The organism is Pseudoalteromonas luteoviolacea, assembly GCF_000814765.1.
Lineage (GTDB): Bacteria > Pseudomonadota > Gammaproteobacteria > Enterobacterales > Alteromonadaceae > Pseudoalteromonas > Pseudoalteromonas luteoviolacea_H.
This window is the reverse complement of sequence record NZ_JWIC01000007.1, coordinates 185,509-200,529: the sequence shown is the minus strand read 5'-3', so window position 1 is coordinate 200,529 and position 15,021 is coordinate 185,509. Positions and strand designations below refer to the sequence as shown.

The following is a 15,021-nucleotide window of genomic DNA, read 5'->3' as shown; positions in this document are numbered from 1 at the left end:
TGCTTATTCGTATAATCAATATACAAAAAGTGTAAAAAAAATTTCAGATAAGCAATTGAAAACCATTCTCAAATAGAATACCATTTGTGACGTTATCACATTTCGTAAGGTTTAAATTTACTATGAAAGCAAATATCCACCCGGATTATCAAGCTGTTGCATTTCATGACACGGCAGTAGACAAGTACTTTATCGTTGGTTCAACTATCAAGTCTGATAGAACTGTTGAAATCGATGGTGTTGAGTACCCATATGTGCCGATCGATGTTTCAAGCGCATCGCACCCATTCTACACTGGTAAACAGAAAATCGTTGCTAGCGATGGTCGTGTTGCTAAGTTCAACCGCCGTTTCAAAAACCTATCTGCTTCAACTAAGTAAGATCTGGTTTTTGCTTTACACCACTGCGATAAGCAGTGGTGTAAAACGCCAGCATGGTGTAACAAATATACTAAGGAGCATAAGTTGAAAGTTCTAAGTTCATTAAAAAGCGCAAAGAAAAGACCTGGTTGTCAAGTCGTTAAGCGCCGCGGACGTGTTTTCGTGATTTGTAAAACAAATCCACGATTCAAAGCTGTACAAGGTAATAAGAAGAAAAAACGCTAATTACCTCAATAGCTGTAAGAGCGCTTTTTCAACAAAGTGCTCATTTATACTCCTCTCTTTTTATTCTATTAGTCAATTTATTTTTAGAAAACGCTCATAAAAAAAGCGACTTTCGCCGCTTTCTTTGTATTTCATTTTTAACGTTTACGTCTTCTGAGCCAAGCCAATGGCAAGCTCAACCATGCTAAAAGCCCAAATGAACCCGAATCACCATCCTGATCATCGTCATCATTACCTCTAACATCAATTAAGTTAACCGTGACCTCTGTATAAGTTGATACATTGCCAAATGAATCTTGCGCTCTTACGCCAAAACGAATCACACTTTGAAACTCAAAGTCCAACTCACCTTGAACGACAATATCACCATTACTTGCAACACTGAACGGCGCATTACCAATCACCATAAATGCATCAACAGGCGATACATCTGGATCCGGATCAAAATACTCTAATTGGCCAATGATTGTACCTAAGGCTGCATTTTCAAGTACTTCAAAAGTTTGCCCACTTGGGATTGATGGAACGCGATCTGGATTATCCTCATCATCTGGGACATCAATAACTTCAACTGAAACCTCAACATAGTCAGATTCATTGCCATCAGTGTCAATTGCCTTGACCACAAAAACAAACATAGATTGTGTCTCAAAGTCTATCGAGTCAGTGACTCTGATGTTGCCATTTTCATCAATATCAAATGGCACGTTCCCTAGGATAGTGAATGAGGCAATCGGTGAGTCATCAGGGTCTGGATCTTCAAACTCCAATACGCCTATTATCGTATCAATCGCTGAATTTTCTGTCACTTCAAACTTCTGCTCATCTTTTATAACGGGCGCCACATCTTCATCACCTAACTCGTCCAATACTTCTACAACCACTTCGGTGTAGTCAGAATAATGCCCTAATGAGTCCATTGCGCGAACGAAGAAACTGTATTGACTTTGCATTTCGTGATCTAGTTCCATCGTAGCAATGATTTCGCCGGTGGACTCAATCGTAAAGGGGACCTCATCTAAAATCATGAAACTTTCTACAGGCGAAATGTCAGGATCTGGATCTGTAAAGCTAAGTATGCCAATAGACACCCCAACTTCATTATTTTCTAGGACTTCAAATGTCTGTCCCTGATCAATCACAGGTGCACGTTCAGGCGCTTCGGTGATGCTTAATGCAAATGTGGTTTGACTCTCCTGCTCACCGTCACTGACTGTTAATGTCATATCTGCGGCAAACTCAGTGAATGGTCTTCCCGCGAGTACACCATCAATAAACGACATGCCAGGCACAGATGGTTCTAGTTGAAGCGATAACGCACTGCCTTCTACGTCTTCAACCTTACTATTAAAGTCCACCTCTGCAAGCTCACCGATGAACAGCTCAATATCTTCAAGAGGCTCAATAATCGGCGCATCATTAACCGAGTTTACTGTGATGCTTACTGCAAACTGATTTTCAGGCAGCGTATCATTTGTTGGCTCTGGTTGAGTATCGGCGGTCATACCTTGGAATATGAATGTATCATCACCGAAATAGTTCTCATTAGGCATGTACATGACATTCGCATAATCCCCTGACGCCACTTCGGCACCCTGCTCTAGTTTATTTTCACCTAGCATGAGCATACCGTTATCAGGGAGCTGCACTATTTCGACTGAAGCGAATTCGCTAGAGAGGTTGTCAACAAAAGCGGACCCTATACTCACTTGTGTATCTTCATCTGTTGAAAAAGTGCGTTCAATTTGGTTACTTATTGGCACTTTGTACGCACTGCGCCCATGGGTAAATGCAAACAATTCATTACCCTTGATAGCAAGTTTGGCAATGTTAGTATTCGCTAAACCTGTACCATCAGCCATCCAATTTTGTCCCCCATCAACGGAAACAAATACGCCTAGGTCCGTACCAACAAATAACCTTTGTGTATTTTGTGGGTCTACTGCAATCGTCATCGCAGGAATATTCGGCAGTCCATTATCACTGGCTTGCCAATTTTGACCGCCATCCGTTGATTTCCATACATGTGTTGCATTGAAATTTGATACGGTGGCATAGATAACCTGATTATCGGTAGGATCGAATGCCAGAGAGCTGATCGTTACACCCGATTCTGGTGTTGCGGTTGTCCATGTCGAAGCGGATGTGGCTTGATCAGCTTGGTAAGACACATAAATAGATCCGCCATTTGTACCAGCAGCAACTGCGGCTTCAGTATTTGGCGCTATTGCGATTGAGTAAACTGAGCCGTTCAACGCGCCGGATGCCGCTGACCAATTTGCAGCTTGATCATCTGTGCGCCAAAGTTGGCTACCACCGATCCATAAAACTTGTGAGTTAGAAGGCGCCATTTCAAATCGTGTAATAAATGGGAAACCACTATCACCAGATATCCCATTGACCGAGCTGGCGAAGCTTTGTCCGCCATCCGTTGATTTACGCAATGATAAACCCGTAGTTTCTGCAAAAAGAATGTTGGGGTCAGTCGGATCTATCGCAGTCCAACCACCATCACCGCCCAGTATTTCAACCCAGCTATTAAAGCCACCATCTTCACCAACCAGTGTACCGTTATCCTGTGTACCGCCGAAATAGCTCGTACCACTTGGTTTAACCGTGCCATGATAAAACTGTGTCACTGCATAACCATTATTCAATGTTGACCAACTCACGCGCTGGCTCGCATCCGCATTCGCATTGCCGCACACTTCATCAATCGTTAAGCGCCCGCCAAGGGCGTTATCTGTTCTTTGTATACCGCCATCATTAGCCACGAATAAAGTCGTATTATTTATTCCATCATAATCTGGGTGGAATACAAACTCATGGTGATCTGCATGGGCATATTGTGGATTTGTGGGACTTAGCCACCAAATGCTGGCAGGCACAAATGTTTGACCGCCATCATCTGAACGAAATGTATCTATACCCCCAGTCCAAACTACATCAGGGTTGATAGGGTCTACAGCAATTATATTATCATACCAGCCCTGATTAAATGATTGAGCAGTTCCACCTGTACACAAGTCCAGCAACCCAAAATAAGGGTTACTGAGCAGCACACTTGTAAACCTATCGGCAGTGTCTCTTGTTACCGTTGTTACCCAAGTAACCCCCATATCGGTAGACTTGTAGACGGCATCCATTGCATGGTCATTACGATTTGCTGCCAGTGCATAAATAATGTTGTTGTCTGACGGGGCCACCGCAATCGTTGTTCTGCCTTGATTAGTGCCCGCAATCACTTGCGTCCAACTCTCTGCTGCATCAGCACTCCTGTGCACGCCTCCGGAGCTAAATGATCCGCATGCAGTCAGCAAAACATCAGTGTTGGACTGAGATATTAGTTTAAGATCTGTACAACCAACTGGGGCTCCTTGAGGTACAAATTTTGTTTCCCAGCTAGCCCCCCCATCTGAAGACTTATGAACCCCCGAACGCGTTGCTGCGTATAGCGTATTTGCATTATTTGGACTAAAAACAATTTTGTTTACATATTGAAAGTCCGTATTGCTTGCTGTGCTAGACATTTGAGTCCAAGTTGCACCGGCGTCTTCAGATTTGAAGATACCATCACCACGCAGCGCATCAAAATTGAATAGGCCTTCACCTGTTCCCGCATATAAAATATCTGAATTACTTGGATCAAATGTCAATGTGGTAACAGCGAGGTTGGTAGCCAGATCACTCAAAGGTTGCCATGATGCGCCTGCATCTGTTGTTTTCCAGACCCCACCAGCGACCCCTGCTGTATACATGATATCGTGATTAGTCGGATGGATAATTAAAGTTCGTGTGCGTCCACCAATATTACCAGGTCCAAGTTCCTGCCACTGTCCTAGCTCTTGATTTTGTCCATCCGGCGCATTCAATTGAGGCGTATAGTCAGCAATAACACTATTTGATGGTATTGAAAAGTGTGTCATTTGCTTAATTTGCTTCAGTGCCTCTGAATACTTTTCTACTGGCAGTGTCGTTTCGCCTACAGGAAGCCTTTGAAGGACATAGAACTCTTGCGCCTCTTTGGGCTTATCATATCGTTTAGGTGACTGTGTCTTAGCTTGCGCTTTTTTCTCTAGAAATTCGGCTTTACGCTCGTAAGGCGTTAATGTTTGCTCATGCAGCGCGAGATAAGCTGCTCCGCCGAGTGCAATCGCGACAGCAACACTAACAGGATGAAGAAGTCTCATTGATTTATCCCTTTTCACATTTTAATGATTAGAGTGCCTATCAAGGCAAGAGGTCGAGACTTCTTAAATATAACCTCATGTGATAACGCAACTAAGCCAGGTTTCGCATTCGACATGCCTGAGCGCGTCATTATCACTACATTTAACATCGTTCTTTTCAGATAGGTATCCGACTAGAGTGTAGTAATAAACAGCCATTAAACCATAAAAAGTTTACTAAGACGTTCACTTGATTATCAGCGGCGGATGACACAAAAAAACAAACCATTGTTTCTGTTGGTTTTTATGATAAAACAGATGAAGAAGGAAGCATTATCAACCAGGCTCAACACCTGATTCTCTTCGACTAGCTGCCGAAAAGAAGCTGCCAAATGCTCGGTGGCTCATGTAGTTTGTGGTACTCTTCTCTAAGGGTATCGATTTCAAGTAAAACTTGACGAGCTCGATTCGATTGTGCGTTTTTGGCAAGCACTTTGGCTTTTTCTGCAAGCCCAATAGTGCGATTTAAGCCTTCAATAGACTCTGCTTTCTTGTCTTTTTTAAAGCTCTGATCCTTGGCCTGTTCAACCAATGCTATAAATTTATCTAAATGCGTTATCATAACGTCTTGCTGCTGTGCTTTGATGGCCAATTTATACTCATGACCCATTTTTTTCATAAGTCGATTAAGCTCACTTGGCTGTGAACACACTGCAAAGCTAGAAAACAGTAAAACAACAAGAATAAACTTCATAACACTCCCCTTAAAGTTTGGGCTAGTATATATAAATCAGCTTTGCATTCAAGGTAAATAATGAGCGGTGATAAATATGATTTTTTCGATTAAAAAAGTTTTAATATTCATCGTGTTAGCTCTCGCTATTTATTTACCTTTAACAATAGCACTTGAACAAGAAACACCCCACCCGCTTAAGGTCACTTTCGTAAACCCCGGTTCAAGTGGCCTAAACCCCACAGGCAACTTTTGGTTAAACGTTTCAAAAGTAATGAATGCTGTGGCGCAAGATACCAATATTGACCTTAATATCTTATACGCCGAACGCAACCATATATTGATGAAGCAACTCACGAAGCAGGCGCTAGAATCAGATACAGACTACATCATACTGGTTGATGAAAAACGTGTTATTACTGAAGTTTTACTGAATTCAACAAAAACCCATCCAAACATCTTATTTTTGTTAAACAGCCCTACACAGCTAGAGATCAACAGGTTGAGTGCCAAAGGTTTCGGAATTAAGGGGGCAATATTACCTGATAACTACCAAGCAGGAAAAGAATTAGCTAGAGAGTTGGTTCAATTAACACAGTCCCCAGCCGGAGTTACCGAGTCATTCTCGATGTTAGCTTTTCTTGGGGACGTGGCTACAAATGCCGCGCTCGAGCGAGAACAAGGACTACTCAGCTACACGAATCGGCTTTCTCACATCAAAGTAATTGATAAAGTCGACGCGCAATGGTCAAAAAAAAGGGCGCATGAATTAGCGAGAGGTTTGTTACGAAGATATCGCAATGTCGAGTTGATCTGGTGTGCCAATGATGCGATTGCTTTCGGAGTAAATCAAGCAGCTATCGAACTGGGGGTCAGAGAAAAATTAAAGATTGGAGGTATAAATTGGGATCATGGACATGAAGACAAACTAGATGTGTCTATTGGAGGCCATGTACTCTTAGGTGGCTACTTGCTCATTGAGCTTCAAAAATATCAGCACAGTCTAGTCAACTATATTGGCACGCAGAAAGTAGCAATATTTAGGCCTTACAATGATACTTTTGAACCAATTTACAAAGCAATACATGACGATAACCTAAATCAAATAGACTTTTCACAATTTGTCAATCAAAAGAAAAACTACACAATTATGACACTAAACAAAGAATTAAATTTTTGACCTTTTTTTAGCCAGTCTCAAACAAATTTATTTATCATTACCATATTAAATGAATTTGCATTTCTAATTAAGTTTTAGTTATAGAAATATTAACCAATCATTTTTTTCGCGTGTTTTTTGCACTATTGACAGTTTTTGCAATACCTGTTTTAGTTAAATTGGTTAACAACATGTAACTAGGACAAACAAAATGAAACATAACATTCTAACAAGCACGAAATACACTTTACTTGCCCTTGGCGTTGCGTCTGCGCTTGGTGCTGCGACTGCACATGCAGCAACATCTGAACGCATGATCGTCACATTAAAAGAAGAATCTATGGCAAATGCATTTCCAGTCGCATTGTCAGAAGCAGAGTTAGTAGATTACAAATCACAGTCTTTAAGTTTATTTGCAAACGACATCAATGCTCAAGCGATTAAAACACTACCAAGCATCAATGCGGTAGTTATGGAGCTTACTCCAGAGCAATTATCATCTCTTGAGAAAGATGGTAACGTCGTTACTGTAGAAGTCGATCCAAAGCGCTACGTACCTGAGCTTATCGATGCAGAAATCGCACCTTTTGCTGAATCTACACCATATGGTATTAACATGGTTCAAGCAAAATTAGTAAGCGATGCAGCAGCTGCTAACCGTAAAGTATGTATCATGGATACAGGTTACATGCGCAGTCACGAAGACCTAGTTAGCACTGGCGTAACAGGTGACGACGGTTACGGCTCAAATGATACGGGTCTTTGGTATAACGACGGTAACGGTCACGGTACCCACGTTGCTGGTACTATCGCTGCGCTAGGTGGTAATGGTACTGGTGTGGTTGGTGTGAATGCATCAGGTAACCTTAAACTACACATCGTTAAAGTATTTAACGACTCAGGTCGCTGGGCTTACGGCTCAGATCTAATTGAAGCAATTAACCAGTGTGAAGCTGCTGGTGCACACATCACTAGCATGAGTTTAGGCGGAAGTGGCAGCTCAACAGCAGAACGAAATGCATTCGACCAAAGTTATCAGCGCGGCATGCTTCATATTGCAGCAGCGGGTAACGGTGGTAACAGCTCTCTAAGTTACCCAGCATCTTATGACAATGTTGTCTCAGTAGCTGCAGTAGACAGCTCAGAAAATAAAGCGTCGTTCTCACAGTACAACAGCCAAGTTGAAATTGCAGGTCCTGGTGTTGGCGTAAACTCAACATGGAACAACGGCGGTTACAGAAGTATCAGTGGTACATCAATGGCAACACCACACGTGTCTGGTGTAGCTGCGCTTGTATGGAGTAACTACCCTACTTGTTCAAATGCCGAAATCCGTGCTGCTCTTAATGCCAGTGCAAAAGATAAAGGTGCAGCTGGTCGTGATACTTCATACGGTCACGGTATTGTTCAAGCAAAAGCGGCATACGACTATCTAGCTCAAAGCTGTGGTGGTGGCGGCGACCCAGTTCCAGTCGCTAACTTCTCATTCTCAACAAGCGGTTTAACAGCGACATTCTCAAATGCGTCTACTGCGGGTACTTACAATTGGACATTTGGTGATGGAAACGGCAGTTCACAAACTTCACCTACGCACACTTATGCTCAAGCTGGTACTTATAGCGTAACACTTAAAGTAACTAATTCAGCGGGTGATTTTGATTCAATCGTTAAGCAAGTAACTGTAGAGGACGCGGTAACACCTCCTGGTTGTACAGGTCTAAGTGAGTGGAGTGCATCAACATTCTACCGCGTTGGTGACCGTGTTTCCTATAAAGGTTATGAATACAAATCAACTTGGTGGTCACGTGGTGCAGAGCCTACAGTATTCACAAACGTATGGAGTAAAGTTGGCAAGTGTAACTAATTTTTCTCTTAAAGAGAAAATATAACACTCGTTAACAAGATAACCCCAACGCAGATCCACTGTGTTGGGGTTAGTTTTTCTTTAAACAGATAAACACCAATTAACCCAGCACCGATGATCCCAATAGCGCGTTTAAGCGCTTCTAAAATACCTGGTTGAATGTTTTGTAGCGCGATAAATTGAAAGGTAACCGCCATTGAAAAACAAACCGCGGCTGCAACCCAAGTAGGCATAAACCGACGAATATCTTTTAAATTTAGTGCAGGCCTGTACAACACAGAATTAAGCACCAGCACAATAAAAGTCACATATAGAATATGAAAGTCGACATTGCTATGTAGTAATGCCTGTTTATCAAAAACAATACAGAGCCCCCAGCAAAAGGATGTAACGACAATATAACCCGCCCCAGGTTCACGAATAGCAAAACGTCCACCTTGAAGAATGAAAGATGCGATGACAAGTACCGTAACAGCAATGAGCTCTACATGTTTCAGTGCCTCCCCCAAATATAGCCAAGCAACCGCGCCAGAAATAACGGGAGTGAGGCATAACATCGGCAACATCAGGGCGACTTTCCCAGCCGCCAATGCGCGAATAAAACATACACTGCCAATCCCAGCTAAAACTCCACTGAGCGTTGCTGGAGCAAAGTAATTGAGTTGAGGGAACTCCCTACTTACAACAACCCAATAAATAAAATAAGCAGGTAAAACAAGCGCACTAAAAACAACCGACATCATCGGGGCGCTAAAATGAGCCGATAATCTTTTACGAGTGTAGTCAAACCCCACCCAACAAAAGGCACTTAAAATGGCAAATTCCATATACTACCTAACAATTACTCAACGCTATTTGCGTTTGAGTTTTCATGTATGAGTTAATTTTTGGATGTTCAGGGCGCCATCCAGATAAGAAACGATAAAAATCAGCCCATATAAAACACCAGCAGCTGCGCCACTCAGTCTCAAGGGCTTCGCTGTCTATGGATGAATTCAACGATTTCAATGCATGCTTTAATGCGCAAAAATAATAGTCTAACAAACGGGATGCTTCTGTCTCCATCTGCTGCTCATCTAGTACTGTTGTAAACAGCAGCATTACGTCACTGAGGCCATTTCCCAAACCTGCATGCTGAAAATCATAACCAATAACTTGCAATTCATTAAATGCAAAATTGGCCAGTTTGGCGTCTCCATGTATGAGCGTTTTGTAGCGAGTGTTACTCAGCGTTTCGTCGATTATATATGCGGCTTGCTTTAAAGGTGACAAGGGCATTTTTGTAAATTCATCGGGTCGAGTTCCGAGATGCCAATAATTTCCATAGCCTAGCACCCTAAAATGCGTAGTGGTTAAGTTCTCCCCTACCCAATTAGCATGAAATGAAGCGAGCCAACTTAGCATCGCTTTGATGTGTGTATTTGAGGCAAGCTCTATATTGCTAAAGCCATTTTGCTCGAAGTCTTCCAATAAAGTCACGAACGTGCCATCCGACTCTATTAATTCTAACGCTTTTGGTGCTAAGCAAACGCTTGGCAATGCCTTAGCGAACTGGCTGTAAAAATATTGCTCTTTTACATAACTGTTCACTTTTCGTTTTAAAGAAAACGCCGTTTGTTTGATATTTACATGGGCCAAATCTTCCGGCACTTGGCAGATTTTAACCGCGTATTTCTTATTGCCGAACTGAAACTTTTCCAGCGTACCACAGCCGTTCCAAAGAGCCTTTGCATCGAGGTTATCTTTGTTGAGAGAGTTTAGATAGTATGTATAAAGAGGATACTGCATAAAAAAGCCAAACGTTTTTTTATGCAGTGTAAACGAAACGCCCGTTTATATAAATAAACGGGCGTGTGATTACATCATTATTGATTTACAGCTGATTTAAGCAACTCAGTCTCTTTTGAGTCATCAATTAAATTTAAATCAAAGTCAAACTCATCTACTCTAATCGCAACTTCACGTTTGCGATTGTAATCGACCAACTTGACATATTCTTGCTCGTTAACAACATTGCCAACAAACGCATTATTGAGTGTGTCACTAAATGTAACCCCAGCTTTAATTTCACGCTTTTTAAGTGCTCTTTTTACCTTAGCCAATGAATCTAAACAGCTCATTTTCGCTTTGTAAGCTTGTTCGTTGATATGATGCCCATCACCTTCTGTTGGCTTAACCAAATGAGTTAGCTGTTGTTTAAAGTCAGTATCAAGCTGTGCAGCTTTTGCCAACTCTCTGATCATATCGTCACTTATTTTTGGCATGCGATGCGTAAAGTTCATTGTTGCTAAACGCATAAAGCGTCTTGCAGCCTTATTAGGGAAGTTATCTAAAAACTTATGTAACGCATTCTCAGCCTCAATTAACGCATAGCGAGTCGCATAATGAAAATAAGGTGCTGCCTGCGCCCTATCTTGCTCAGACACTTTTTGCTCATAGTATCTGATTGATGCCATCGCAGCATAGACAAAGCTCATCACATCACCCAATCTCGCAGACAATAGCTCAGCTTGTTTTAACTTTCCGCCAAGGACTAACAAAGAAAAGTCAGCATACACCGCTAGCTTTGATGCAAGTTGCTGAGCCGCTTTTTCGTATTGTATTACTTCAGGTAAACGTGAAGTACCAGCAGCTAAGAATGGAAACAAACCAAGCTTGAAAGCGCGAAGTCCGTTACCAATGCTGTACCCAACTGTTCTTCTGAGGATTCTATTGAATTCTTTGTCCGCATTAGGTTGCTCACTATGAATGGATTCAACCATCGACTGTAGATAAGGGTGACAACGCATCACACCTTGACCAAATATCATTAAGTTTCGCGTAAGGATATTTGCCCCTTCAACCGTGATTGCAATAGGCTGCGCAACGTAGCCGCTTGCCAACGTATTTTGCGGGCCCGTTTGAATTGCTTTACCAGCCAAAATATCCATCGCAGAATCAAGTACATCTCTACCAAGCTCTGTCATGTGGTATTTGGCTATTGCGGTAACAACCGATGGTTTTAAACCCATGCCCAAACCTTCAGTTGTTAAAACACGCATGGATTCTTGCAAGTATGCTTTACCCGCAATATCTGCTAACTTTTCTTGGATCCCTTCAAACTGACCAATAGCCAGTCCAAATTGCTCACGTACAGCCGCATACTCAGATGCAGATTTAAGTGCAACTTGGCTTGTCGATACACCCAATGCTGGCAATGAAATCCCTCGACCTGCACCTAAACAGCTCACAAGCATCTGCCAACCGCGACCGATATTTTTTTGGCCTCCAATGATAAAGTCCATCGGGATAAATACTTTGTTGCCACGAGTGGTGCCATTATAGAAGCGTATACCCATGGGGTCATGGCGGTTGCCAAGTTCAACACCTGGGTGAGATTTAGGGATCAATGCACACGTGATCCCCAATGACTCCTTACCACCGAGTAGGCCATTGGGATCGAACACTTTAAAAGCCAAACCAAGTACAGTGGCAATTGGTGCTAAAGTGATGTAGCGCTTATCCCAAGTAACCTCAAGACCTAGAACCTCTTTCCCCTCAAACATACCCTTGGTAACAATGCCTTGGTCTGGAATACCACCGGCATCAGATCCAGCTTCAGGGCTGGTAAGCGCGAAACATGGAATTTCACGTCCGTTTGCAAGTCTAGGCAAATAATGAGCTTGCTGCTCAGATGTACCGTAGTGAAGAAGTAACTCACCAGGTCCTAGGGAGTTTGGTACCATAACGGTTACAGCGACAGCTGAAGATTTAGTGGCAATGGTCCCAACAATCGTTGAATTTGCATATGGACTAAATTCTAAACCGCCATACTGCTTTGGGATGATCAGAGAGAAAAATCTTTCTTTCTTAAGGAATTCTAAAATATGTTCAGGCAGATGCTTCGAGTTTTGAATATGGTTCTCATCGATCATTGCCATCAACTCTTGAACTGGGCCATCTAAAAACGCCTGTTCCTCTGCCGATAGCTTGGCTTCTGTCACTGCTCGTAATGCAGAAAAATCTGGCTTTCCTTGATAGACAGAACCTTCCAGCCATACATCTCCCGCGTCGAGTGCTTCTTGTTCAGTGACTGAAATGCTTGGCAAAATTTTTCTTAGTTGTGTTCTTAAACTCATAATAAACTCATCCGACCAGATAGATATACCTACATTACGGCATAAAAATCAATTTAGATCAATTGCTCAAATGAAATAAATAACTAATTTTTTACAATGGACGCTAATATCGCTTCAAAACCTTACAAGAATTAATGGCTTACACGTGTACGCTGAATTTATATTTTTTTGCATGAATAAGCATAAATTTGAAAAGATAGATTATAAATACTAAAAAATAGCATAATTTGCATTGGTGATTGCTATAAGTGCCTGCGGACAAATTGAAATTTCTAACCCTCTCCTACCACCACTCACATATATTTCTTCATGCTTTTCTGCACTTTTATGCACCAAAATAGGAATTCGCTTTTTATGGGCAAAGGGGCTAATCCCACCGAGCAGATACCCAGTTGCCGTTTGTGCACTATTTTTATCAGCCATTTGGGCTTTTTTACCCGCAGCAGACTTGGCAAATAATTTTAAATCAACTTGCTGATTAGCAGGCGTGACACCAACAAATAATTGACCATCTACCTCAATTACCAATGTTTTGAATACTTTATTTTCATCAAGGTTTAATTTAGTAGCGGCCTCTTGTGCATAATTCAGTGAATTTGGATCATGTTTAAATTTTAAAACTTGAAAGTTCACTTTATTTTGTTTTAGCAGGTTAATTGCTGGAGTCATAAAAATCCTTATTTTTCTGATATATAGATACAAGCAAGCACAACTTCTTTTGTTCTGAACGGTCTTTATCAGTACCAAATTGCTGATGCTCTACTTTTTGTCATCTACTCGTCAAAATTGTACTAAATTATGCTCGACATTACGCCAATGTCGACTAAAGTTGTATGTGTCAGCATATTTTATATTTTTTAAATAATGCTGCTCATACGCAATTTGGTTGCGCCTTATACATGGGTAAGGTATATGTATACGAGTTTGTCGAGTATCACCGGTGTCGCTTTAAGTGTTTTAACCGCTGTGTTGTTTTTAAATAGTGAATATGACGCTTGGACGGATAAACTTGCATGCGATCAAAAATGCGAATTATTAGGGTGTCAATCTGGAACACTGATTTCAGGAGAGAACCGACGAGATTTATTATGTCGGTGCAACGATGATATGGATTATCTCGTAATATTAGACTGAGAGTAAAACGGCGCCATAGGCGCCGTTTTGATGTGCACGAATAAGTAATTACTTGGTTAAGTCATCAAAGAACTTTTTTACACCATCAAAAAAGCCCTGTGCTTTAGGACGATTTTTACTGGTGTCACCACTCATGCTTTCTTCTAGCTCTTTCAGAAGCTCTTTTTGACGTTCATTGAGGTTCACAGGCGTCTCGATGACAACTTTACAAATTAAATCACCTACAGAGCCACTACGGACAGATTTAACACCTTTGCCACGCATGCGGAACATCTTGCCAGTTTGACTCTCTGATGGAATTTTTAGATTTGCTCTGCCATCTAATGTCGGTACCTCGATCTCGCCACCTAACGCTGCGGTTGTGAAGCTAATTGGTACTTCACAGTACAAATTGTTACCGTCACGAACAAAAATCGGATGTTCACGAACACTTACTTGAACATACAAGTCACCAGCTGGCGCGCCGTGCATACCCGCTTCACCTTCACCAGAAAGTCGAATGCGGTCGCCCGTATCAACACCCGCAGGGATTTTAACTGATAGTGTCTTAGTCTTCTCTACGCGGCCTTGACCATGACAGCTATCACACGGATCTGAGATGACTTGACCAGTACCTTGACACGTAGGACACGTTTGCTGAACAGCAAAGAAACCTTGGCGCATCTGCACTTGACCTGCACCATGACAGGTAGAACATGTTTTAGGTTTAGAACCCGCTTTAGCACCACTGCCATCACATGGTTTACAACTTACCCATGTAGGTACTTTAATTTCAACGTCTTTACCTTTAACAGCTTCTTCCAAGCTTAAGTCTAAGCTATAACGAAGATCGGCACCACGTTGCTGTCTTGACTGACGACGGCCACCACCGCCACCAAAAATATCACCGAATACGTCCCCGAAGATATCGCCAAAGTCGGCTCCGCCACCGAACCCGCCATGGCCTCCACCACCGTTTTGTTCAAACGCTGCATGGCCGTATTGATCATACATCTGGCGTTTCTGACTATCCGTTAGGACCTCGTACGCTTCTTTTACTTCTTTGAACTTAGCTTCTAAAGCTTCATCACCCGCAGTACGATCTGGGTGATACTTCATTGCTAGGCGCTTATAGGCCTTTTTAATATCACGTTCACCGGCGTCTTTTGAAACACCTAATACTTCGTAATAATCACGTTTGGACATAGTTATCACACTACTCTTACAAGACAACTCTCCGACACATATGATCGGTAGTGA

11 protein-coding genes are annotated in these 15,021 nt (G+C 42.0%); 4 read left to right on the top strand and 7 right to left on the bottom strand.

Features of this window, described 5'->3' with window-relative positions:
* The first annotated feature begins 122 nt into the window (after positions 1 to 122).
* Together JF50_RS15365 and ykgO are read left to right on the top strand one after the other, a co-directional pair.
* Positions 123 to 380 carry a type B 50S ribosomal protein L31 gene (locus JF50_RS15365; RefSeq protein ID WP_039610316.1) on the top strand — a complete coding sequence of 86 codons (258 nt, stop codon included), beginning with the start codon at positions 123 to 125 and terminating at the stop codon, positions 378 to 380.
* 84 nt (positions 381 to 464) lie between these two features.
* The gene (gene ykgO / locus JF50_RS26795) at positions 465 to 605 is read left to right on the top strand and encodes a type B 50S ribosomal protein L36 (RefSeq protein ID WP_080760261.1); all 141 of its coding nucleotides are present in this window, start codon (positions 465 to 467) and stop codon (positions 603 to 605) included.
* 137 nt (positions 606 to 742) lie between these two features.
* On the opposite strand, the gene JF50_RS26225 is transcribed toward ykgO, so the two are convergent.
* Both JF50_RS26225 and JF50_RS15355 read right to left on the bottom strand, forming a co-directional pair.
* Positions 743 to 4,795: a rhombosortase-dependent cadherin domain-containing protein gene (locus tag JF50_RS26225; RefSeq protein ID WP_052262351.1), complete on the bottom strand. Its 4,053-nt coding sequence runs from the start codon at positions 4,793 to 4,795 to the stop codon at positions 743 to 745.
* Positions 4,796 to 5,141: 346 nt separating this feature from the next.
* A complete protein-coding gene (locus JF50_RS15355) occupies positions 5,142 to 5,528 on the bottom strand; it encodes a cytochrome b562 (RefSeq protein ID WP_039610315.1) in 387 nt (128 codons plus the stop codon).
* A gap of 76 nt (positions 5,529 to 5,604) precedes the next feature.
* Here JF50_RS15355 and JF50_RS15350 point away from each other — a divergent pair, with 76 nt between their 5' ends.
* Both JF50_RS15350 and JF50_RS15345 read left to right on the top strand, forming a co-directional pair.
* Positions 5,605 to 6,687 (top strand): ABC transporter substrate-binding protein, encoded by a 1,083-nt coding sequence (locus tag JF50_RS15350; RefSeq protein ID WP_039610314.1) that lies wholly within the window; start codon positions 5,605 to 5,607, stop codon positions 6,685 to 6,687.
* A gap of 190 nt (positions 6,688 to 6,877) precedes the next feature.
* A complete protein-coding gene (locus JF50_RS15345) occupies positions 6,878 to 8,530 on the top strand; it encodes a S8 family serine peptidase (RefSeq protein WP_039610313.1) in 1,653 nt (550 codons plus the stop codon).
* 8 nt (positions 8,531 to 8,538) lie between these two features.
* Here the strand turns inward: JF50_RS15345 and JF50_RS15340 are convergent, their stop codons facing one another.
* From JF50_RS15340 to dnaJ, 5 genes are all read right to left on the bottom strand, one after another.
* Positions 8,539 to 9,357 (bottom strand): SMR family transporter, encoded by an 819-nt coding sequence (locus JF50_RS15340; protein WP_039610312.1) that lies wholly within the window; start codon positions 9,355 to 9,357, stop codon positions 8,539 to 8,541.
* A gap of 7 nt (positions 9,358 to 9,364) precedes the next feature.
* On the bottom strand, positions 9,365 to 10,318 hold the full coding sequence (locus JF50_RS15335; protein ID WP_052262350.1) for a phosphotransferase: 954 nt from the start codon (positions 10,316 to 10,318) through the stop codon (positions 9,365 to 9,367).
* A 77-nt stretch (positions 10,319 to 10,395) separates the two neighbouring features.
* On the bottom strand, positions 10,396 to 12,648 hold the full coding sequence (locus JF50_RS15330) for an acyl-CoA dehydrogenase (protein WP_039610311.1): 2,253 nt from the start codon (positions 12,646 to 12,648) through the stop codon (positions 10,396 to 10,398).
* Positions 12,649 to 12,858: 210 nt separating this feature from the next.
* A complete protein-coding gene (gene ybaK, locus JF50_RS15325; protein ID WP_039610310.1) occupies positions 12,859 to 13,317 on the bottom strand; it encodes a Cys-tRNA(Pro) deacylase in 459 nt (152 codons plus the stop codon).
* A gap of 513 nt (positions 13,318 to 13,830) precedes the next feature.
* On the bottom strand, positions 13,831 to 14,967 hold the full coding sequence (gene dnaJ, locus JF50_RS15320) for a molecular chaperone DnaJ (RefSeq protein WP_039610309.1): 1,137 nt from the start codon (positions 14,965 to 14,967) through the stop codon (positions 13,831 to 13,833).
* Positions 14,968 to 15,021: the final 54 nt, after the last annotated feature.

What these genes read in the sequence shown, in the direction of transcription:
- JF50_RS15365 (WP_039610316.1), top strand. Translation starts at nt 123, where the DNA reads ATGAAAGCAAATATCCACCCGGATTATCAAGCTGTTGCATTTCATGAC.
- JF50_RS26225 (WP_052262351.1), bottom strand. Translation starts at nt 4,795, where the DNA reads ATGAGACTTCTTCATCCTGTTAGTGTTGCTGTCGCGATTGCACTCGGC.
- JF50_RS15355 (WP_039610315.1), bottom strand. Translation starts at nt 5,528, where the DNA reads ATGAAGTTTATTCTTGTTGTTTTACTGTTTTCTAGCTTTGCAGTGTGT.
- JF50_RS15350 (WP_039610314.1), top strand. Translation starts at nt 5,605, where the DNA reads ATGATTTTTTCGATTAAAAAAGTTTTAATATTCATCGTGTTAGCTCTC.
- JF50_RS15345 (WP_039610313.1), top strand. Translation starts at nt 6,878, where the DNA reads ATGAAACATAACATTCTAACAAGCACGAAATACACTTTACTTGCCCTT.
- JF50_RS15340 (WP_039610312.1), bottom strand. Translation starts at nt 9,357, where the DNA reads ATGGAATTTGCCATTTTAAGTGCCTTTTGTTGGGTGGGGTTTGACTAC.
- JF50_RS15335 (WP_052262350.1), bottom strand. Translation starts at nt 10,318, where the DNA reads ATGCAGTATCCTCTTTATACATACTATCTAAACTCTCTCAACAAAGAT.
- JF50_RS15330 (WP_039610311.1), bottom strand. Translation starts at nt 12,648, where the DNA reads ATGAGTTTAAGAACACAACTAAGAAAAATTTTGCCAAGCATTTCAGTC.
- ybaK (WP_039610310.1), bottom strand. Translation starts at nt 13,317, where the DNA reads ATGACTCCAGCAATTAACCTGCTAAAACAAAATAAAGTGAACTTTCAA.
- dnaJ (WP_039610309.1), bottom strand. Translation starts at nt 14,967, where the DNA reads ATGTCCAAACGTGATTATTACGAAGTATTAGGTGTTTCAAAAGACGCC.